Here is a 20,350-nt window from a genome sequence, read left to right as displayed (position 1 = left end):
ACGGGTCGTCTCTGCCTCAGTCACAGAGCTCCTCAGAACCCATTTCAGTTTGCGCCTCGGGGCTCCGACCCACCGGCCGAGGGGGCTTCGCCTCCACCCCACGTCCATGCCTCAGCGCCCCGCGCCCGCTAGGCATAGCGCCAGTGCGACGCCACCTGTTCCAGGACCTGTTCGCTCGTGCGTCGGTTTTGCGTCTCGATAGAAGATTGCTGGTCCACCTCAAAGTCTCGCGCAGAATCGTGGAGGGTCGGCGTCAGCGAACTGTCAAGGCGCGCCTGCCACCGCTCGCGGTAGTTCTCGGGAAGGGCATCCGGAAGTTCACAGCCAAGAACAAGCAGCGCGAGGAGGCCCCAAACCCGCGACACCGTATCGAGCCGGTATCCCCCACCAAGGGTGCAGAGCAGGCGTCCTTCGGCGTGGTCGTCGGCGAGGGACAGGAGGCGACGAAAGATGGTCTCGTAGGCCTGCGTCGTAAGGAGGAGATCGGCCAGCGGGTCCTTGAAGTGTGCATCGGCTCCGCACTGAGCCACAATTACGTCCGGCTGAAAATACCGGAGCGCAGGCGGGACCACGCGCTCGAAGGCATCGAGGTAACTGCCCGACTCGGTGTACGGCGCCAACGGTACGTTCAGGGCAAAACCTTTGCCAGCCCCTTCGCCAATCTCGTCAGTGTATCCGGTGCCCGGAAAGAGGGCCCGGCCGGTTTCGTGAAGACTGATCGTGAGCACCCCGGGATCCTCGTCGTGCAGGTGCTGCACGCCGTCTCCGTGGTGCACGTCGACGTCTACGTAGGCGACGCGGATGTCGTGCTCCCGCAGCGCACTGATGGCCACGGACAGGTCGTTGTAGACACAAAACCCAGAGGCCCGTGCCCGATGGGCGTGGTGGAGCCCCCCACCAAACTGGAGCACACGAGTCGCGTCTCCGGCGGCAATCAGCCGCGCGCCACGGAGCGTCCCACCGACAAGGCGCCGGGCCGCAGCGTCCATCCCTTCGAACACCGGCACATCGCCCGTGTTGAGCCCGAAAGAGTGGGCTTGTGGGGGCGGCGTTCCGTCCGAGGCCGCCACGACTTCGTCCACAAACGGCTCGCTGTGCACCCGGCGCACGTCGTTCCGGGTCGCCACTGGAGGAGCCTCAGGGGTGAGCGGGACGCCCAGGGCATCGAGCAGGTCCATGGCCATCTCCTGCCGCGTGGGACTGAAGGGATGTTCGGGGCCGAAGTTGTAGTCGGAGTATCGCTTGTGGAAGAGGAGTGTGGCCATGTCCGGGGAAACGGTAGAACGAAGAGTCGTAGAGGAACAGCCCTGGAGCGAAGCCGCACGGCCCCCGAAAGGTAGCCCCCACCGGACCCGTTCGTCAATGGACCGCTCGCCGGTCCGGTCCTTGGGCGACGCCGACGGGTACCACAAAGGCCCCGTCGCTCTGGGCGCAATGTGCACACGCACCGACTCTCAGCTGCCCCCTGACGCAATGCCCAACGCTCCCCCCGACGTTTCCTCGTGCCTGTTCGAATGCTCATGGCCACGGGGTTCTTGATTCTCCTCGGACTCGGCTGTGACGCTGCCGGCCCGAGCAGCCCCACTTCGACGTTGAGGCGACCGGGCTCAGCTTTGCCGAGTCTTTCGCTCTCAAAACGACCCTGAATGCCCTCCTGACCGGCCTCGGAGTGAGGACCGCCCTTCCGGTCAGTCGAGGAGCGGCGCAAAGGCCTCGCGGACCGCGTCCGGGGGATGGGTGGGGCGCCGCGCCTCCGCATCCGTGAAGCAGAGCGTGGTGTGGCCGGTGACCAACACCTCCTCTTCTCCCTCCCGACGCACCGTGTAGTCGATGGGGACCCGCGCGGTGGGCATCTGCTCGAAGCATGCCTCCACGACGAGCGGGTCGTCGTAGTGGGCCGGGCCGTGGTAGTCGACCTCCACGTGCACCACGGGCATGATGATGCCGTGGGCCTCCAGGTCGCGGTAGCGGACGCCCACATGGCGCAGGGCTTCCGTCCGGGCCGCCTCGAAGTAGTCGAGGTAGTGCGTGTGGTAGACCACTCCCATCGGGTCACACTCTCGGTACCGGACGCGGTGGGGGTGCGAGTACGTGTAGGCCATGGGGGAAGACTTGAGAACGCATGAGGCGAGGGGCCCGGGGCATCTACGCAGGGGGGGACATCGGCTCGGCCGACGTGTAGGCCCCCAGGGCGTCGAACTTTTCGAGTCGCCGGTCGAGAAGCGCCTGCGGGGCAAGGGCCTCAAGATCATCGAGGGCCTCCCCGACGGCGGCCCCGACGGCCTGATAGGTCGTTTCCGGGTCGCGATGCGCCCCGCCCACGGGCTCCGGGACAATCTCGTCGACAATGTCCACCTCCGTCAGATCGGTGGCCGTGAGCTTGAGCGCCTGCGCCGCGTCTTCCTTGTGGTCCCACGAGCGCCAGAGGATCTGGGAGCAGCTCTCCGGCGCGATCACCGAGTACCAGGCGTTTTCGAGCATCAGGATGCGGTCGCCGAGCCCGACGCCAAGGGCTCCCCCGGACGCTCCTTCCCCGATGACCACGACGACGACTGGCGTCTCCAGGCGCGCCATCTCGAAGAGATTGTGGGCGATGGCCTCGGCCTGCCCCCGCTCCTCGGCCCCCATGCCCGGGTAGGCCCCCGGCGTGTCGAGAAGCATGACGACCGGCTTTCCAAACTTGGCGGCCATTTTCATGAGCCGCTCCGCCTTGCGGTAGCCCTCGGGGTTGGGCATGCCGAAGCGGCGGTGCTTGCGCTCCTTCGTGTCGCGCCCTTTCTGGTGCCCCATGATCATCACGGTGCGGTCGCGATACCCGAAGCGGCTCCCCGCAAATTGCGCCAGCCCCCCTACAATGGACCGGTCGTCGCCAAACGTGCGGTCCCCGCGCAGCTCCGTAAAGTCCTCCGTCAGCGCCTCAATGTGATCCAGCGTGTAGGGCCGCTGCGGATGGCGGGCAATCTGCACCCGTTGCCACCGGGTGAGGTTGCGGTAGATGGAGGTCCGCAGCTGCTCTACCCGTTCTTCCAAGGCCTCGATCTCCTTGGACAGGTCGTCCTGCGTCTCTGCATTGAGCTCTCGCATCTCGGTGAGCTTGTCTTCAAGCTCGACTAGGGGCTTCTCAAAGTCGAGCAGGTGTTCGTCGTCGGCCATGACGGGGACAGGGGGGTTGAAGACGCATTTTGGGAGGCTCACTCAAATAAGCCGCCTGGCGATGGGAATGGCAATCACTTGGAGAGGGACAGCCCGTGGACACACGAAGTTTTCCAGAAGGGCACGCCCGGCGGGGCTGCGAAACGGAGGTCCGGAACGCGCCCCTACGGTGGCCGTCGGGGTACGGCGCGCCGTGTCCAAATCAGTGCTGAGCCGCCCCCCGTGGCCACCCTCAATGCCCTTCGCGAGTATCTCGACACGCTCGTCGATCAGTACGAGCGTCCTGCCTTCATCAACGACGACCCGATTTCGATTCCTCATGCCTTCGACGCCCCCCGGGACCAAGAAGTGATTGGGCTCTACGCGGCGCTGCTGGCATGGGGCCGCCGCGACGTGATGCTGCGCAAGCTCGAAGAATTGTGCGAGCGGATGGGCCACGCCCCCTATCGCTTCGTGCGCACATTCGACCCATCGGCCGACGCGGAGGCGCTCGACGGATTCGTCCACCGGACCTTCCAGCCCATCGACGCAGTCTGGCTGACGACCAACCTGAGCACCGCCCTCGACCGGCACGAGACTGTCGAGGGCCTGTTCGCGGCGCACCGCCCGGAGGACCCGGACGGGTCTCTCGTAGCGCCAATGCTACAGGGCGTGAGCACGACCCTCCTCACGATCCATGACGACACGCCGCAGCGGCTCCGCAAGCACCTGGCCCGGCCCGAGGCCGGCAGCGCCTGCAAGCGGCTCAACATGTACCTCCGTTGGATGGTGCGGCCGGGCCCCGTTGACCTCAACCTGTGGTCGATCCTGGACCCGGCCGACCTGATGCTGCCGGTGGACGTGCACGTGGGGCGTCAGGCCCGCGCACTCGGGCTGCTAGAGCGGAAGAGCAACGACTGGACGGCGGTCCGCCGCCTCACGACCATTTGCCAACACTTTTGCGCGTCGGACCCCACCCGCTACGACTTTGCGTTCTTCGGGGTGGGCGCTCAGGACGAGTCGTTGGACGCGCGCTTCACGGGGGCCAACCGGGTCGACGGGAGCGCTTTGCCGACGCCCCGGTAGTCGCTCTTGTAGTAGAGCACCGCCCCCTGATCCGGGCGCTCCTCCACCTCCACCACACGCCCCACGTACAAAGAGTGGTCGCCGGCATGAACCGAGTCGTGGGGACGACAGTGAAGAACCCCCGAGCCCCCTTCAAGAATCGGCGTGCCGTGGGAATCACGCTCATGGGGCACCGACTCAAACTGTTCAGGGCCACTAAGGCCGGGAATCGCAAACTGCTTCGCGAGGTGTGCCTGCCCCTCGCCCAACACATGTACCGCAAACCGGTCACAGCCCTCCATCACGTCAAACATGCTGGAGTCGCGGCCCACGTTGAAGCTTACGAGCGGTGGGTCAAGCGCAACGCTTGAGAAGGACCCGATTGTGATGCCGCGTGCCTCGTCGCCCCCTCGGGCTGTTACCACGACAACGGGGGACGGAACCCGTCGCATCGATGCCCGAAACGTACTTGGTTCATCTTCGGCCATAAAGCAGGGTTGTACCCAGGTGTGTGATGCGCATCCCGGAAGGCGCGTCCCGAGATATTCTGCTTGAGAAGGCCTTGAATGGGACGGCGACGGGGCCGTTCGCTCTGGGTGCCGTCCGTTACGAGACCGTGTTCATCACGAGAAGACATCGGACACGCGGCGGAAGAAGGACTTTTGTGTGTCCTCCTCGGAGGGCTGCGGCTGGAAGTTGTCGTGTTCTCGGAGCTGGCCGAGACGCTCTTCCTCCTCTTCGGTGAGCTCCTGTGGCGTCCACACGTGCACACGGATCATCTGGTCGCCCTGGCCGCTCCCCTCCAGGTCCGGCAGGCCACGGTCCCGCATGCGGAGGATCTTGCCGGCCTGTACGCCGGAATCAACCTCCACGCGGGCCTGTCCCTCCAAGGTCGGGACGTCCACCTCGGTGCCAAGCGCAGCCTCCGGAAAGGACAGGTGGAGGTCGTAGTAGATGTCGAGCCCATCTCGCTCGAAGTGCTCGTGGGGCGTCTCCTCAATCTCGATGCGGAGGTCACCGGTCGGCCCTCCGCGAAGGCCCGCATTGCCGGCCTCGCCAAGGGTCAGGTAGTTGCCCTCCATCACCCCCGGCGGCACATTGATCGAAACCGACTCTTCGCCCTGCACGCGCCCCTCGCCGCCGCACTCGTCGCACAGGTTGTCGATGATGCGTCCCTCCCCCTCACACCGGGGGCACGGCTGCACGTTGACCACCTGCCCGAACACGGAACGGGAGACCTGACGGATCTCACCGGTGCCGTCACACTTCGGGCACATCGAGAAATTTTGCCCCCCCATGCCGCCCTCGGCGCCCGTGCCGTCGCACGACTCGCACTCCAGGTACTTCTGAAGCCGGAGGTTCTTCTCGGTGCCCTCCGCAATCTCTTCAAGTGTAAGCGAAAGCGACACGCGCAGATCACTGCCCGGACGTCCCCGTCCCCGCTCCGATCGACCGCGACCGCGGCCGCGGCCTCCGCCTTGGGCTCCCCCAAAGATATCGCTGAAGGCGTCGAAGATGTCTTCAATGTCGTGGAAGCCTTGGCCACGGCCCCGCCGCCCCCCGCCGGCCCCACTGTCAACACCATCATGCCCAAACTGGTCGTAGCGCTGACGCTGCTCCGCGTCCGACAGCACCTCGTACGCTTCGGACGCCTCCTTGAACTTCTGCTCGGCCTCCGGGTCGTCCGGATTGCGATCCGGGTGGTACTCCATCGCCTTCTTCCGGTAGGCCTTCTTGATTTCCTTGTCGGAGGCATCTTCGTCGACCCCGAGAATGTCGTAGTAGTCGCGCGGCATGAGCAGGAGCAGTTCGTTTGGAAGAGCACGGCCGTGGGCCGCTGCGTCAACGTGCAATGAAGCAGGCACCAGCCCGGAGGGACTGGCGACAAACTAGCGATGCAAAATCAACTGTTTTCTGACGGCTCGGCGGCCACGACAACACGGCTGTGACGAAGCACGCGGTCCCCCATGGTGTAGCCCCGCTGGATCTCTTGCAGAACCGTCCCCGGCGCCGCGTCCTCGGACGGCTGCCGCATCATCGCCTCGTGCAGCTGCTCGTCAAACGGCTCTCCCTCGGCCTCAATCGGCTCCACGCCAAGGGATTGAAGCTGGTCCTGAAACTTTCGGTACACCATTTCCACCCCGCCTTCGAGCGTCTCGTAGGCCGATTCCGGGTCGTCGGACACGTCGAGGTCCTGAGCCGCGTCGAGGGAGCGTTCAAAGTCGTCCAGCACCTCGAGCATCGATTCGAGAACCGTCTCCTTCCCGGCCACGTGGCGGCGCTTCTTCTCCCGGTCCATGCGACGGCGTACGTTTTCGAGCTCCGCCGCCTTGCGGAGCAGACGCTCATTCAATTCCTCCCGCTCGTCTTCCAGGCCATCCACCTCTTCACGGAGGGCCTCCACCTCGCCCGCAAGGGCCTCGGCGTCGTCGGGACGGTCGCCGGCAGGGTCCTCACGGTCAACGGAATCGGCGTCGGCAACATCGTCGGCCTCCGGAGGCGAGTCGTGGGTCGTCGGCTGGCTGTCGTTCGGGTCTGCGCTCACAGCTGAGAAGAGGGTTCGTGGGACAATACGTGGAACAGACAAGCGCGAACGGTCGCCGGCATTCGCCAGCGACCGCTGATATCGGTGGGGGCGGCCCCGGGAGCTGAAGGGCAGGTGAGCTAGGAGGGAATGGACGCGTCCGTCGCCTCCTCATCCGCGGGTCGATTCACGACGGCAGCCATGTTTTCAACGAGGGCCACGGCGCGCCCGTAGTCCATCCGCTTCGGCCCAATAACGCCGAGGGAGCCGACCGTGTCGCCAAGCTGGTACGGTGACATGACGATGGAGTAGGCGTCCATCTCCTCTTGATCGGTCTCGCCACCGATGCGGACGACGGCCTGTCCGACGGCATCGGGGTTGGCCTCAAACAGATTCTCGAGTACCTGTACGACACGGTCCTCATCTCCGATGGTCTCGATGAGGCGCCGCATATCGTCCGGCTGCTGGAATTCGGGCTGAGACAGAATGTTCTGCGTGCCGTCAAACTGCAGGCGACCTTCATCTGGCTCGCTGAAGAGGATCGAGGCCTCATCGAGAACGAGGTCGAGAAGCCCCGTCTCGTCGGGCAGGTCTCCGAGGCGTTCCTCGTAGGTATCGCGGATCTCGTGCAGGGTGAGGCCGGCGAGTCGCTCGTTCAGGATCGACACAATGCGGTCGATTTTGGACCGCTGCAGGTCCGGGTCGAAGCCCAGGACGACCGTTTTTACGAGCCCCCCCCGCACACTCAGCACGAACATGAAGCGCGATCCAGACAACGGGACGATGTCGAGCCGGTCCAGCATCGCGGTGGAGAGCCGGGGCGTGAGGGCGATGCCGAGCAGGTTGGTCAGCTTGCTCAGCAGGCGGGTGCTCTCACTCAGTAGCTCGTCGGTGTCGCTGACGAGGCGGGCAAGTTTGACCTTAAGCACCTCCCGCTCTACCTCTGAGAGCTCCGGCGTGTCCATGAGCTCGTCGACGAACGCACGGTACCCGAGCCGGGTGGGCACACGACCGGCGGAGGTGTACGGGTGACCGAGGTAGCCCATGTCTTCCAGGTCCGCCATGGTGTTGCGGATGGAAGCCGGACTCAGGTCTACGTTCGCGTCTCTGGCCAGCGACCGCGATCCCACTGGGCCCGCCGTATCGACGAATTGCTCCACGACGAGGCGAAGGATGTCGCGCTCACGCTCGCTGAGGGACGGCCGGTCGTCGTTCGTATCAACAGGGCTCACAGGGGTGTGAAGGAATTTCTGAAACGGGTGTCCAAGCCGCCGTACAGATTGATCCGTCCTCCCCCCGGCTCACTGAAGGGGCCCCTTCGGCGGGATCTATTTCGGGGGGGTATCGGATCCACAGGTGGGACTGAGTCTATCGTTTTTTGTACTCCACCACCGGGTTCGAGTTTCCCTCACGCGCATGCCTCTCGCAGCACGCGCTGCGTTGAAACGGCAGCCCCCACCACTGAATACATACGCATTGGTCATGCGTCTGCTCTGTCCGACCGTCACCGCCCTTCCACTCCACCCCGCCCTCCTTCATGCGCTTCCTGTCAACTCTCGCCGCCAATGTGATCGGGACGCTCGTCGCACTGGGGCTCGTTGTGTTCTTCTTCGTCTTCTTCTTTTTTGCCGTCTCTCTCTCGGCCGACCAAAGCCCGACCGTCCAGTCCGGCTCGGTCCTCACGGTGCCCCTGTCCGGCGACATTCCGGAGCGCGTGACCGATGATCCCTTTCAGAAGGCCTTCGGAGGGGGGCCGAAGTACGACCTGCGGGCCCTGCAGACTTCGCTCCGGAAGGCGAGCAGCGACGCCCGCATTGAGGCGGTGTGGCTGCGAACGAAGGGCCTGAGCGCCGACTGGGCCACACTGGAAGAGGTGCGGGAGGCCGTCGTCCAGGCACGGGAGAGCGGCCTCCCGGTCCTCGCCTCCAGTGGCGAATTTGGCATGACGGAGAAGGACTACTTCGTGGCCAGCGCCGCGGACAGCGTCTTCACGGCCCCGCAGTCGTCGTTCGAGTACAACGGCTTCGGGACGACGGTCACCTTTTTCGACGGCGCCCTCCAGCGTCTTGAGGTGGAGCCGCAGCTCCTGCGGGCCGGAAAGTACAAGAGCGCCGGGGAGCCGTTCGTGCGCTCGGACCTGTCGGCCCCGAACCGTGAGCAACTGAGGGCCCTTCTGGGGACGACGAACGAGCAGTTCATGACGGCCGTCTCCGAAGCACGAGGGATTTCGTCGGAGGCCCTCAACCGTCTCGCGGAGGAGGATGCCCTTCTCACCTCCTCGGCCGCCCGGGACGAGAACCTCGTGGATGGACTGCGCTACGAAGACGAGGTGCGTTTCTCACTCATGCATCTCATGGGAGACACGGCCGACTCTGTAGCGGATGCGGCCGAGCTTGCGGAAGAGGGAGACGCAGTGGAGATTGATACTGTTCACCAGTCGAACCACACTTGGCCCCCCGAAGACATTCCTGATGTTGATCTGAATACCATCAGTCTTTCAGAGTACAAACGGGTGTCTCCCTCTAGTGCGAGCGTCTCGTATACCGGTACGGGTACCGTCGACATCGTGTACGCGGAGGGCAGCATCGTTGCCGGGGACCCGGACCCGTCTCCCCTTGGGGGCTCGCAGGCATTGGGCTCGACGACCCTGAAGGAGGCGATGGAGACGGCACGGACCAGCTCTCAGACGAAGGCCGTGGTCCTCCGGGTGAACTCCCCGGGCGGCAGCGCGGCGGCCTCCGAGGCCATGTGGCGGGCCGTGAAGCGCACGGCCGACGAGAAGCCGGTGATCGTGTCGATGGGGGACGTGGCGGCGTCGGGCGGCTACTACCTCGCGGCGGGGGCGGACTCGATCCTAGCAGCCCCCACGACCACGACTGGATCCATCGGGGTGTTCGGGCTTCTCGTCAACGCGGAGGGCTTTTTTGAAGAAAAGCTCGGCGTCACCTTCGACGGCGTGCGCACCAGCCCCTACGCCGACCTGTACTCTACCAGCAAGCCCCTGAGTCCGGACGAGCGCCGGCTCCTGGGCGGCTCCATCGACGCGACCTACGATACCTTTCTCCAACGTGTGGCCGACGCCCGCGGCATGGACGTGGAGGCCGTCGACCAGGTGGCCCAGGGCCGTGTGTGGTCGGGGCAGGACGCCAAGGAGGTGGGCCTCGTCGATACAACCGGCACGCTCGCGGACGCCATCTCGGCGGCGGGCGCGGCGGCCGACCTGGGCGAGGGCCCCTACCGGACCCGCGCCCTTCCCCAGCCGAAGACCCTCGTGGAGCGCTTCAGTGAACAGTTTGCGACACAGGCCCGGCAGATGTGGCGGTCCGCCACGACGAATGCCCTGGAGCGCAAGTTCTGGCGCCAAAAGCAGATGCTCGACCGCGTGGTGGGCACGCACGGATCGGTTCAGGCCCGGCTCCCCTTCGAGCCGACAATCGATTAGACCGGGGCGGGGACGCAGGCATGCCGGGGCGGGCGACGGCATCCGGTCATGAGGCGGTGGCACGCCCGGACGGCACGAGGACCTCCCCGTCCATGGCGTCGGGCACGTCTTCGCCGAGCAGCGACAGGATGGTGGGCGCCACGTCGCCGAGCTTTCCGTCCCGCACCGGCCCCTCGAAGTCGTCTTTGAGGATGATGTGGGGGACAAGAGCGGTGGTGTGGGCCGTGTGGGGCGACCCATCCGGGTTCTTCAGCTTGTCGGCGTTGCCGTGGTCCGCGATGATGCTGACGGAGTAACCGTTTTCGCGGGCGGCCTCCACCACCTGTCGTGCGCTCCGGTCCACCACTTCGCACGCCGCCACCGTCGCGTCGAAATCACCGGTGTGGCCCACCATGTCGGGATTGGCAAAGTTGAGCACGGCGAGGTTGTAGCGCTCCTCCCCGAGGGACTGCGAGACGCGATCGGCCAATTCTGGCGCGCTCATCTCGGGCTGGCGGTCGTAGGTATCCACCTTGGGCGACGGTACGAGGATGCGGTCCTCCCCCTCGAATGGCTCCTCGCGCCCGCCATTGAAGAAATAGGTGACGTGGGCGTACTTCTCCGTCTCGGCGGCCCGCAACTGGTGCCCGCCGCGCGCGCTGAGCACCTCCCCCAACGTGCCCTCCAGGTTCATCTTTTCAAAGGCCACCGGCAGGTCAAGCTCGTCGTCGTAGGGAGACATCATCACGAATTCCAGGTCGTCGAGCCGCTCTCGCTCGAAGCCGTCAAAGCCGGCCTCGGTGAAAGCGCGCGTGAGCTGCCGGGCCCGGTCCGATCGGAAGTTGTAGTAGATGACCGCGTCGCCGTCCTCGATGCGGGTGCCATGGTCCCCGAACGCGTCCGCATTGTCGGCCCGAATGCGCCGGGGCTCCACAAACTCATCCGTCACGTCGTCGTCGTAGCTCGCCTCCAGGGCCGCGACGGGATCGTCGAAGCTCTCTCCCGTCCCCTCCGTGAGGAGCTGATAGGCCCGCTCGATGCGTCCCCAGCGCTCGTCACGATCCATGGCGTAGTACCGCCCCACGAGGGAAGCAAGGCGCCCAACCCCAATCTCCTCGGCACGCGCCTGGAACTCGTTCACGTAGTCGACCCCACCATGCGGGTCCGTGTCGCGCCCGTCGGTGAAGGCGTGCACATTCACCTGGGCCGGGGCGAGGCCTTCGCGGCGGGCCAACTCCAACAGGCCGTACAGGTGCTCCAGGTGGCTGTGCACCCCCCCGTCGGAGAAGCAGCCCATCAGGTGGAGCTTCTGGTCGTTGGCCTCCGCGTGGCGGGCGGCCCCCACCAGCGGTTCGTTCTCAACGAAGGAGCCGTCCTCAATGGCGTTCGAGATGCGCAGAATCTCCTGGTACACGACGCGCCCCGCCCCGAGGTTGGTGTGCCCGACCTCCGAGTTGCCCATCTGGCCCTCGGGCAGTCCCACCTCTAGTCCCGACGCCGTCAGGACGCCGTGGGGGTGATCGTCGTAGAGCTGATCAACAAAGGGCGTGTCCGCCTGCTCGACGGCACTGACGGAGGCCTCGTCGGCCAGCCCCCAGCCGTCGAGAATGAGAAGGAGGTGACGTTTTGCGTTGTCCATTGGCATGGGTGTAACGGGTCGGGTCTTGTTGAGATGCGTTGGGCACGGGCCGGGGCGTTCAGTCGCGCTCGGGGTCAAGGGACGTCTCTCGAAGGCCGTTACCGCCGTCACCCGTTTACCCGGTAGTCTTTGACCTGCTTGGTCGGCTCGCCGGTCGAGGTGCGGACGACCTGCATGGAGCCGCAGCGGGGACACGCCACTTGTTCGCGGTCGTGGCGGTCAATGTGCGTCCCGGGCTCGTCGAAGTAGTGGTCGCTGGTGGTACAGTAGTACGTGCCCGCGGACGAATCCAGCCCGTCGACGGGGTCCGGCAGGCGTTGGAGGCGATCGTAGTGCTTGCATGCCTCAGGGAGCGGACAGTCGTCGCAGTCCGGCGACCGAGCCGTGCACGTGTACCGGCCGTGCAGGATAAACAGGTGGTGCGCCTCGCCCCAGTCCGTCTTTGGAATAACGCGCTTGAGCTGTTGCTCCACCTTCTTGGGCGTCGTGGCGTCTTCCTTGACGAGGCCGATGCGGTTGGCGACGCGGAAGACGTGGGTGTCCACCGGCAGCGCGTCGGCGTCGTGGGCCACCTGTGCCACCACGCGGGCCGTCTTTCGCCCCACGCCCGTCAGGGTCTCCAGGTCGTCGATGGTCTCGGGCACCTGGCCGTCGAAGGTGTCGACGACCTGTCGGCCCGTCTTGGCCAGGTAGCCGGCCTTGTTGTTGGGAAACGTGATGGACTGGATGTAGGGATAGATGTCGTCGGCCGTGGCCTCCGCGAGGGCCTCCGCCGTCGGATACGCATCGAAGAGATCGGGGGTGGCTTTGTTGACGCGCTCGTCGGTGCATTGGGCCGACAGGATGACGGCGACGAGGAGTTGATAGGGGGTGTCGTACTGGAGCTCGGTCGCCGGGCGGTCGATGCGCTCGTGGAGCTTCTCGAGAACAAATTGGGCACGGTCGGATCGTCCCACGGGAAATAGCACACTGGTTCGAGAATGATGCCTGCGCAGTGAACCCGCAGGAAGGGCGAACGTTCGAGGCGAGACCAATTTGCCTCGTGCTTCACGTCGTGCCCCATGGCTCCTTTGCTCTCCGTCCGGTCTCTCCTGTGCACAATGGGGATCACGCTACTGCTCGGGGGGGGAGCCGCTTCGCTCTCGGCCCAGCCCCCTCGGCTCTCGGCGGAGTCGGAGGTGTCGATGGTAACCATCCTGCCCGGCGATCCGGTGTACTCGATGTTCGGGCACAGTGCCCTCCGCGTCTACGACCCGGCCCAGGGCATCGACCGGCTTTACAACTACGGCACCTTCGATTTTAGTGACCCACTCTTTATCCCCAAGTTTGCGTACGGACATCTCCGCTACTTTCTGAGCGTAGTGCCCTATCAGAGGGCTCTGCGGGCGTACGAGCAGCAGCGTCGGCCGGTGATCGAGCAAACCCTCAGCCTGACCCGCGCAGACCGAACGGCGCTCTTCCGGGAACTCCAGATCAACGCCCGGCCCGAAAACCGCTACTACCAGTACGTCTTCTTTTTCGACAACTGCTCTACCCGCGTGCGGGATGCGCTGGAGCAGGCCCTGGGCAACGCGGTGCAGTTTGGCGACCGCCCGCGCCCGAACGCAACCTTCCGGCAGCTGCTCGACCCCTACGCGGCCAGCCTGCCGCTCGTCGACCTGAGCTTCGACCTTGCGCTGGGCACTCCGGCCGACCGTCGCGTGACGCCGCGGGAGGCGCACTTCCTGCCCGACTACCTGTTCGAGGCGTTCGCCCACGCCACCGTGCAGTCGGGCGACACGACCCGCGCACTGGTGGCCCGCACGGACACGACGCAATGGATCGACGGCTACGACGCAACGGCCACGGCCTTTGCCTGGCCCTCTGCGGCGGGATGGATCGTTCTGCTCCTCACGCTCGGCTGGACCGGCTGGCAGGCCACAACTGGGCGTCGGCCCGGCGAATACGGCGACGCGTTGCTGCTTGCCGTGGTGGGCATCGTGGGAGCGCTCCTGTGCTTCCTCTGGTTCGTGTCGACCTACACGGTGACCACGTACAACTGGAACCTGCTCTGGGCATGGCCCACGCACCTCGCCGCGGCAGCGGTGCTGCTGGGGCGCCCGTCGGCGACGGGCCTGCGAACGTACCTGGTCGCGACGGCCGTGACGGCGGTGTTCGTGGCCCTCGGCTGGACGTGGTGGCCGCAGGACCTGCACACGGCGGTTTTTCCGGTCGTGCTCGCGGTGGGCATCCGGAGCGGGTGGCGGGCCATGGCGCCTGAAGTGAGCCCCGCCGAGATGGAACGGGGAATGCGGACGGCGTGACGCAAGCAGTGTGCCCTCCGGGGGCAAGGCCTCGTGCCCCCCGTTCATGCCCCGCAGGCCCAACAGCCAGGGGGGCCCTCTCCAGTGAGGCCGGAGCCCTCGACAGCGTGCTCAGTTTTGCCGGGCCTGCACCAACTCATAGCTCCGCGGCGGGGCCGGGGTGCCCTCCACGGCGTAGACGCGAAGCGAGCCGTCGTCGTCGGACATGATGACGACCGCCGACTCGTTCGGGTTGTACGATTGGAAGCGCGTGTCGAGCCACTCCGTGGGGAGTCGCTCCGCGTGGTGCTTCAGCCATCCGCCACTTGCAGGGCTGTAGAGCAGTTTGTGTGTGCCGATGCTCTCGTGAATGGGACTGGAGGCTGGGTCGCGCTGCGTCACCACGGCGGTGCCAATGCCGTGCCGCTTGAACCCCAGGTACGACGCCGCAGCCACATCCATCCAGTAGTCCGTCAGGAAGTCGTGGTGCGCGTCTTCTTTCGGATCGTTGGTTGGCTGCTCGTCCGGCGCCTTCACCGTCACGAGATGCCCGTTCTCGTCGATGAGCGTGGTGCGTCGCATCGGAAGCGGGCGTCGGTGCCGAAAAATTGAGTTCGCGAACTCGAAGGCATGGTCGCCGGCGCAGGTTTCTCTGTGGCCCCCCGAAATCGTGAAACTTGTTGCAGATCCCCTCACTCCGCCCGGACGTTCTGCTCCCTGACAATGCAAATCCCTGACAATGCAAAAAGGCCCCTGCACGGTCTGCTCCGGACAGGGGCCTGAGAGAGAGGGCGTTCAAAACGTTCGGAACGGTGCGCCTACCGGATTTCAATCTGGCGCGGCCTCGCCGCCTCCGTCTTCGGCACGCGGATCGTCAGCACACCATTATCGTGGGCAGCCTCAATGTTGTCGGCGTCCACGGTCTGGGGCAGGGTAAAGGCGCGGCGGAAGTGTCCAAAGGAGCGCTCCACGCGCACAAACTCTTCGTTCTCATCGGTGCGGCTGCTCTCGCGCTCGCCGCTCACGATCAGCTCGTTGTCCTTGTAGCTGATCGTCAGGTCGTCGGTGTTTATGCCGGGCATGTCGAGGTGCAGACGGTAGGCGTCCTCCGTCTCAATGAGATCCATGCGCGGGCGCCAGACGGCCTGCGGGGACGTATTCTCCTCGCTCTCGTCGGAGGACGGAAAGAACCGGTCGAACACGCGGTCGATCTCGTTCTGAAGACCGTTCAGGTTTCGGTTTCGGGTGCGGGTCAAGCGAGTCATAGCTGAGATAAGGGGGTCGGTTGCAAAGTCTGTGAGGACGGCCGGGGCCAGCCCCGCGGACTGGCTCCTTGCGTCGGATTCCATCTATTCACAGAAGCAACTCGTGTACCGCCCCAAATATGCCCCAAAATATTCTGCCACTTCGACGGAGCGATCGGACGAGGTGACAGCCCAGACACAGGGGCCCGAAATTGTGACAACGGTCGCACCCGCGGTGTTGCCACGGTGGCAGCCGTCCGGCCTTCGCCCTGCCAATTCGTCCTGGGGCTGCGCGTTCTCAATTCCCGTAGCGGCCCCGGGTTACGCACGGGAGGCGGGGATCACCTGGCCGTCCGCCGTGCCAAACCCAACCCGGTAGTCGTCCGCCTGCGCGTAGGCCCGCATGGAGACCCGGTCGCCATCTTCGAGGAACGAGCGCGTCTCGCCTCCCGGCAGCGATACCGGCTCTTCGCCACGCCACGACAGCTCCAGCATGCTGCCGTAGCTGTCCTCCGTGGGCCCGCTGATGGTGCCCGACGCCAGCAGATCTCCCGGGCGAGTATTGCAGCCGTTGACGGTGTGGTGGGCAAGCTGCTGGCGCATCGTCCAGTACAGGTGCTTGGTGTTGCTGCGGCACACCGTGTGCGGCTCATCCATCGACGGCGTTTCGAGGTCGACCTCCAGGGTCACGTCGTAGCCCGCGTCGCCGTCGGCCTGCAGGTAGTCGAGCGGCTCGGGGTCCTGCGCGGGCCCGGCCACCCGAAACGGCTCCAGGGCCGCCATGGGCACGACCCACGGCGAGATGGTGGTGGCGAAGCTCTTGCCCAGGAAGGGGCCGAGGGGTTCGTACTCCCAGCCCTGAATGTCGCGTGCGCTCCAGTCGTTGACCAGCACCATGCCAAAGATCTGGTCGTCCGCCTCGTCGATCGAGATGGGCGTGCCGAGCTCATTGCCCTCCCCCACGAAGAAGCCCGTTTCGAGCTCGAAGTCGAGCAGCTGGGTCGGGCCGTAGACCGGCGGGGCATCCGCGTCGGGTCGGGTCTGGCCACGGGGCCGCTGCACGTCGCGGCCACTCAGCAGGACGGAGCTGGCCCGCCCGTGGTAGCCCACCGGCAGGTGCACCCAGTTGTCTTTCAGCGCATTCTCGGGGCCCCGAAACATCGTCCCCACGTTGGTTGCGTGCTGCTTCGAGGAGTAGAAGTCCGTGTAGTCCCCAATGTCGACCGGCAGCCGAAGCGATACGTCCGTCCGGGGGTGGAGGACCCGGCGTCGGAGGGACGTGTTGTCGCGCAGCTCCGGGGTGTCAGCCCGAAGGAGCGTCTGCAGGCGGCTCCGGACGGCCGACCAGGCCGCGGGCCCGAGGGCCATGAAGTCGTTCAGTGTAGATTGCGCGAAGGGGCGCTCATTCTGCAGTTCCGGGACGTCGAAGGCCCCCTCGTTGTTGAGCGTGGCAAGGTCAAGCACCTGGTCTTCGATGGCCACCCCCACCCGCGGCACGGTCGTCTCGGGGGGCGTAAACACGCCGTACGGGAGGTTCTGGATGGGAAACGGATGGTCGGCCTCCACGTCGAGAAAGGACGTGAGGGACGAGTCAGGGGTCGGGTCGGTCATGCAACGAGAACGGTTGGGAGAGGAAAGGGGACGTGTATGGGAAGCGAGTACAGGCTCGATCCCCGACGGTGGGAGAAAGTGCGACGATCAGAGCCACTCCAAGTCGCGCAGGTGATCGACGGGCTCCTCGAAGCTACAACTGCCAAACGAGAGGGCCAGGTTCTCCCGGGCGTACTGAATGTCATCGATCGAGACCGTCAGGTCGCGCCAGGCAAAGGCGTCTTTGAGGAACCGAAAGTTGTCCGCGGTTTCCTCGCGGAGAATGGCCTGCACCTCGGGCGGGTCGAGAGCGTGTTCGGCGGCCAGGACCGCGGCGCCAAAAACGTTGAGAAAGCCGTGCATCTTCGTGTCCAGCCCGTCGTCGTAGTGGCGGACCGGGTGGTGCAGTCCCGCGGTCGCCTTGAACGGGATGCCAGCGTCACGGCAGGCCACGATGAGGGCCGCCACCTCCTCCACGTCGGGCACGTCGGTCGGCTCCGCTCCGCCACAACGCATCTTCAGCCCGACGACGGTCCGGGCAGGGACGGCCTGCTGGCTGTTGTGCTCGGCCACCGCAGCGCACAGGGCCGGGAGGCTCGCGACAGCGTCGCGGCGAAGGGGCACCTCGAAGAAGAGGTCGAGTTTGGCCGTACCGGTGGCTACAAGGGTTCGGGTGATGGATTCTAAGAAGTCGATTCCCTCCGCCTGCGAGCCCCCCACCAGCGCGTCCGGCAACGAAACCTCCATGACGTCAACCTTCGCCTGCTCCGCGTGGGCTTCGTCGAAGGCCTCAATGGCCTCCAGGTCTCGTTCAAACGCCGCCCGGAACGCATCGACCGTGTCTCCTCCCGTTCCGAGGACCGAGAGGTCGTACGGCGCCCCTTCTTTCAGGAGCGGGCGATTCGTCGTCAAATCCGGAAGGCGCCGCACCGGCAGGACAAACCGTGACAGCATCCAGGCCTCCTCCTCGTGCCGATACTCCGCATGGTTCTGGAATGCACGGTGAAGGGACAGGTCCGCCGGAGGAAACAGACCAGCGTAGTCAACCACCTCGTGGAGGAAGGCCCGGAGGCTCGGCGTGATGAGGGCGTCGGACGGGTCGGGAGCTTCCATGAAAACCGAAACGGATTGGGAAAGACAACGAGAAACGGCATCAACGATGCCACCACGTGGCACACAACCAACGCGTTCCCCCTGGACGACCGACGTGCGGAACCGCCGCCGGGGACGCGCTCCCAAAAAAGGAAAGCGGGCGAGCACTTACAACGCACCCGAGGGACCATCCCACACGGGATGGCCCGAGCAACGCGGAAGTCGCTCCAGTCGGAGGGGGCCACACGAAGCGTCCGAACCATACCAGTTGCGAGGGATCACCATGCACCGAATGGCTCTGGGACGTCTCGGAAGGCCCGTCGCGAGGCGCGCCTCGCGACGTTCTCTTCCCGTATCATCCACACAGATGTGCATAATGACCGTCGGCATTTGGTATCAGCACATCACATTCAGAAGCTTCTCAGTACATCACATCAGGCCCGAGACGGCAAGCGAGCGGTCCGTTCGGGCCCTCCACGGCCAGGACACAGGCGCTCGTGCATCGATGAATCGTAAGTTCATGGGCCCAGCCCCAAAACATATTGAATGAGCTCCGTATTTCTACTATCATAGAAAAGCGCACGAATCCTGCTGCTCGCCATTTCACCGGTTCGGTGCACATTTGATAGAACGTCTCGCCCGGTGGACGGCATTCAGTCCCCCCCTCACCTCACTCCCACTGATCACGACTCGACACCATGACGATCCGACAATCAGCGCTCTTTGCACTCGTCTTGGGGAGCCTCGGGCTCGTGGCCCTTTCGGGCTGCTCGGCCGGAAATCCAAACATGAGCGCCGCCGAGGACGCCATGGAACAGGAACGCTATGAACGGGCCCTCGCCAACGTCGACTCGGCAATCGCCCAGGACTCGGCCAACGCCGAGGCCTACACGATGAAGGCCCGCGTCCTGCGTCAGATGGCCGACAGCACGGCGCCCGCCAACGAGTACAAGCGACGCTACCGACAGGCCCGCAAGGCCGAGGAGAAGGCCATCGAGTTCGACCCCGGACGGCGGAGCGACATCAAAAATCAGCGCGAGCTCGCCTTCATCCGGGAATACCAAAAAGGGGCCGACACCTTTAACCAAGCGCAGCAGTCGAGTCAGAAATCCGACTACACACGAGCGGCCGCCTACTTCGGCGCCGCGAGTGCGATTCAGCCGGATTCGACGGGCCCCATTCTGAATGAGGCGTTTGCCCGTCTTCAGGCCGCCCGCCTTGAAGGCGGCGACCAGGGCATGCAGGAAATGTCCAACGTGATTCCCATCCTGGAGCGCTACCTCAAGCGAGAGGACGAACCTACGAAGGACGCCTACAACATCTTGGCTCAGCTGCACCGCCAGGACGACCGGCCGGAGGCAGCCCTCGACGTTACGGAGCGTGCCCTCGAAGACCTGTCGGGCCGCCCCACGCACTTTCGAGTACAGGGCACTCGTGGGCTGAGCTACACCGCGACCATCGAGGCCGGCGGGTCCTCTCGGCAGGTTGAGGGCACCACGCCGGACCGGATTGAGCTCTCAACCCGCGACGGCACCGTCACGGGGGCCTTCCAGAAACAGGACGGCGGGAAGAAGCAGGCGAAGGGGCGCCTGCGAGTCTCCCTGTACACACAGGGCACCGAGGTGTCCAACAGCCAAACCACCGCGCTGGAAGAGATCACGATTTCGGAAGACCTCTCCCGCGCAACCCCTCTCGCGGAACTTCAAAACCAGCGCCTGAGTGCGCTCAACAACACGGGCAACACAGAGGCGGCGATGAAGGCCTACCGGCAGCAGATCGAAAACAACCCGGAGAATGCGCGCTACCGGTACAATTACGGCTCTCTCCTGCTGAACTCGGACCGGTACGAGGCGGCGATTGAGCAGCTCGCGAAAGCCGTGGAGTTTGACGCCGACGACCCCAAGAAGCAGTACAACCTCGGCGCGGCGTACCTGAACAAGGGTGTGGTCCTGCAGGACAGCGTGGTGTCTGCTCGTGACTCCGTGATGGCTAAAAACCGCAAGCCGACCCAGGAGGAGGCACAGATGATTAAGAACTTGGACGAGAAACGCCTTCAGTTCTTCCAAAACGCCATTCCGCCCCTGGAAAAGGCCCGACAGCTCAGTGGACCAAGTGGCCAGTATCGACAAAACGCGTGCTCGGCCCTCCTTCAGGCATACGTGCAGACCGAACAGACAGAAAAGGCCGAAGAGGTCAAGCAGTGTGCCACTGCAGGCACCGGCGGCAATGCGACCAGCGGAAGTGATGAAAACTAGCTCCCTTTCCGTACGGGCCCCATCTCGGCTCGGCACTCGCCCCGGGTCTCTAACAGGAGACTCGGGGCGTTGTATTTTGTGAGGCTCCGTCCCACGCGGCCCTCGA

17 protein-coding genes are annotated in these 20,350 nt (G+C 65.1%); 4 read left to right on the top strand and 13 right to left on the bottom strand.

All coding sequences use genetic code 11. The features are described 5' to 3' along the window. Window positions 1-128: 128 nt before the first annotated feature. From B7R93_RS08990 to B7R93_RS08980, 3 genes are all read right to left on the bottom strand, one after another. Window positions 129-1,265 carry an acetoin utilization protein AcuC gene (locus B7R93_RS08990; protein ID WP_103020430.1) on the bottom strand — a complete coding sequence of 379 codons (1,137 nt, stop codon included), beginning with the start codon at window positions 1,263-1,265 and terminating at the stop codon, window positions 129-131. Window positions 1,266-1,688: 423 nt separating this feature from the next. After that, complete coding sequence (locus B7R93_RS08985; RefSeq protein WP_103020429.1) at window positions 1,689-2,102, bottom strand: acyl-CoA thioesterase; 414 nt, start codon at window positions 2,100-2,102, stop codon at window positions 1,689-1,691. A gap of 43 nt (window positions 2,103-2,145) precedes the next feature. Further along, on the bottom strand, window positions 2,146-3,153 hold the full coding sequence (locus B7R93_RS08980) for an acetyl-CoA carboxylase carboxyltransferase subunit alpha (RefSeq protein ID WP_103020428.1): 1,008 nt from the start codon (window positions 3,151-3,153) through the stop codon (window positions 2,146-2,148). 222 nt (window positions 3,154-3,375) lie between these two features. Between B7R93_RS08980 and B7R93_RS08975 the strand changes: the two genes are divergently transcribed. After that, on the top strand, window positions 3,376-4,218 hold the full coding sequence (locus B7R93_RS08975; RefSeq protein ID WP_103020427.1) for a TIGR02757 family protein: 843 nt from the start codon (window positions 3,376-3,378) through the stop codon (window positions 4,216-4,218). Here the strand turns inward: B7R93_RS08975 and B7R93_RS08970 are convergent. The 4 genes from B7R93_RS08970 to hrcA form a co-directional block, all read right to left on the bottom strand. Further along, window positions 4,143-4,685 carry a flavin reductase family protein gene (locus B7R93_RS08970; RefSeq protein WP_103020426.1) on the bottom strand — a complete coding sequence of 181 codons (543 nt, stop codon included), beginning with the start codon at window positions 4,683-4,685 and terminating at the stop codon, window positions 4,143-4,145. The genes B7R93_RS08975 and B7R93_RS08970 overlap by 76 nt on opposite strands. Window positions 4,686-4,820: 135 nt before the next feature. Next, window positions 4,821-5,993 (bottom strand): molecular chaperone DnaJ, encoded by a 1,173-nt coding sequence (gene dnaJ / locus B7R93_RS08965; protein ID WP_103020425.1) that lies wholly within the window; start codon window positions 5,991-5,993, stop codon window positions 4,821-4,823. Window positions 5,994-6,100: 107 nt separating this feature from the next. Beyond that, a complete protein-coding gene (locus B7R93_RS08960; RefSeq protein WP_103020424.1) occupies window positions 6,101-6,742 on the bottom strand; it encodes a nucleotide exchange factor GrpE in 642 nt (213 codons plus the stop codon). Between the two features lie 119 nt (window positions 6,743-6,861). Further along, window positions 6,862-7,953, bottom strand: coding sequence for a heat-inducible transcriptional repressor HrcA (gene hrcA, locus B7R93_RS08955; protein ID WP_232798233.1), 1,092 nt, complete (start codon window positions 7,951-7,953; stop codon window positions 6,862-6,864). Between the two features lie 305 nt (window positions 7,954-8,258). On the opposite strand from hrcA, the gene sppA reads away from it, so the two are divergent. After that, on the top strand, window positions 8,259-10,163 hold the full coding sequence (gene sppA, locus B7R93_RS08950) for a signal peptide peptidase SppA (protein ID WP_103020423.1): 1,905 nt from the start codon (window positions 8,259-8,261) through the stop codon (window positions 10,161-10,163). A gap of 46 nt (window positions 10,164-10,209) precedes the next feature. On the opposite strand, the gene gpmI is transcribed toward sppA, so the two are convergent. Together gpmI and nth are read right to left on the bottom strand one after the other, a co-directional pair. Continuing rightward, window positions 10,210-11,781, bottom strand: a complete 1,572-nt coding sequence (gene gpmI, locus B7R93_RS08945; RefSeq protein WP_103020422.1) for a 2,3-bisphosphoglycerate-independent phosphoglycerate mutase — start codon at window positions 11,779-11,781, stop codon at window positions 10,210-10,212. Between the two features lie 107 nt (window positions 11,782-11,888). After that, window positions 11,889-12,737: an endonuclease III gene (nth, locus tag B7R93_RS08940; protein ID WP_232798231.1), complete on the bottom strand. Its 849-nt coding sequence runs from the start codon at window positions 12,735-12,737 to the stop codon at window positions 11,889-11,891. Window positions 12,738-12,842: 105 nt separating this feature from the next. Between nth and B7R93_RS08935 the strand changes: the two genes are divergently transcribed. Further along, window positions 12,843-14,084: an Lnb N-terminal periplasmic domain-containing protein gene (locus tag B7R93_RS08935; RefSeq protein ID WP_103020421.1), complete on the top strand. Its 1,242-nt coding sequence runs from the start codon at window positions 12,843-12,845 to the stop codon at window positions 14,082-14,084. Window positions 14,085-14,195: 111 nt separating this feature from the next. On the opposite strand, the gene B7R93_RS08930 is transcribed toward B7R93_RS08935, so the two are convergent. From B7R93_RS08930 to B7R93_RS08915, 4 genes are all read right to left on the bottom strand, one after another. Further along, complete coding sequence (locus tag B7R93_RS08930) at window positions 14,196-14,645, bottom strand: hypothetical protein (RefSeq protein WP_232798230.1); 450 nt, start codon at window positions 14,643-14,645, stop codon at window positions 14,196-14,198. A 236-nt stretch (window positions 14,646-14,881) separates the two neighbouring features. Continuing rightward, entirely contained in the window at window positions 14,882-15,328 is a 447-nt protein-coding gene (locus B7R93_RS08925) for an Hsp20/alpha crystallin family protein (protein WP_103020420.1), read from the bottom strand. A 300-nt stretch (window positions 15,329-15,628) separates the two neighbouring features. Beyond that, window positions 15,629-16,918, bottom strand: coding sequence for a fumarylacetoacetase (fahA, locus tag B7R93_RS08920; protein ID WP_103020419.1), 1,290 nt, complete (start codon window positions 16,916-16,918; stop codon window positions 15,629-15,631). Between the two features lie 87 nt (window positions 16,919-17,005). Beyond that, a complete protein-coding gene (locus B7R93_RS08915) occupies window positions 17,006-18,010 on the bottom strand; it encodes a hypothetical protein (RefSeq protein WP_103020418.1) in 1,005 nt (334 codons plus the stop codon). 677 nt (window positions 18,011-18,687) lie between these two features. Here B7R93_RS08915 and B7R93_RS08910 point away from each other — a divergent pair. After that, window positions 18,688-20,244 carry a tetratricopeptide repeat protein gene (locus B7R93_RS08910; RefSeq protein ID WP_232798229.1) on the top strand — a complete coding sequence of 519 codons (1,557 nt, stop codon included), beginning with the start codon at window positions 18,688-18,690 and terminating at the stop codon, window positions 20,242-20,244. Window positions 20,245-20,350: the final 106 nt, after the last annotated feature.

Origin of the sequence: Salinibacter altiplanensis, assembly GCF_002894645.1 — a bacterium.
Lineage (GTDB): Bacteria > Bacteroidota > Rhodothermia > Rhodothermales > Salinibacteraceae > Salinibacter > Salinibacter altiplanensis.
Note: the sequence above shows the minus strand (reverse complement) of the source record. Positions and strands in the feature narration are given on the sequence as shown.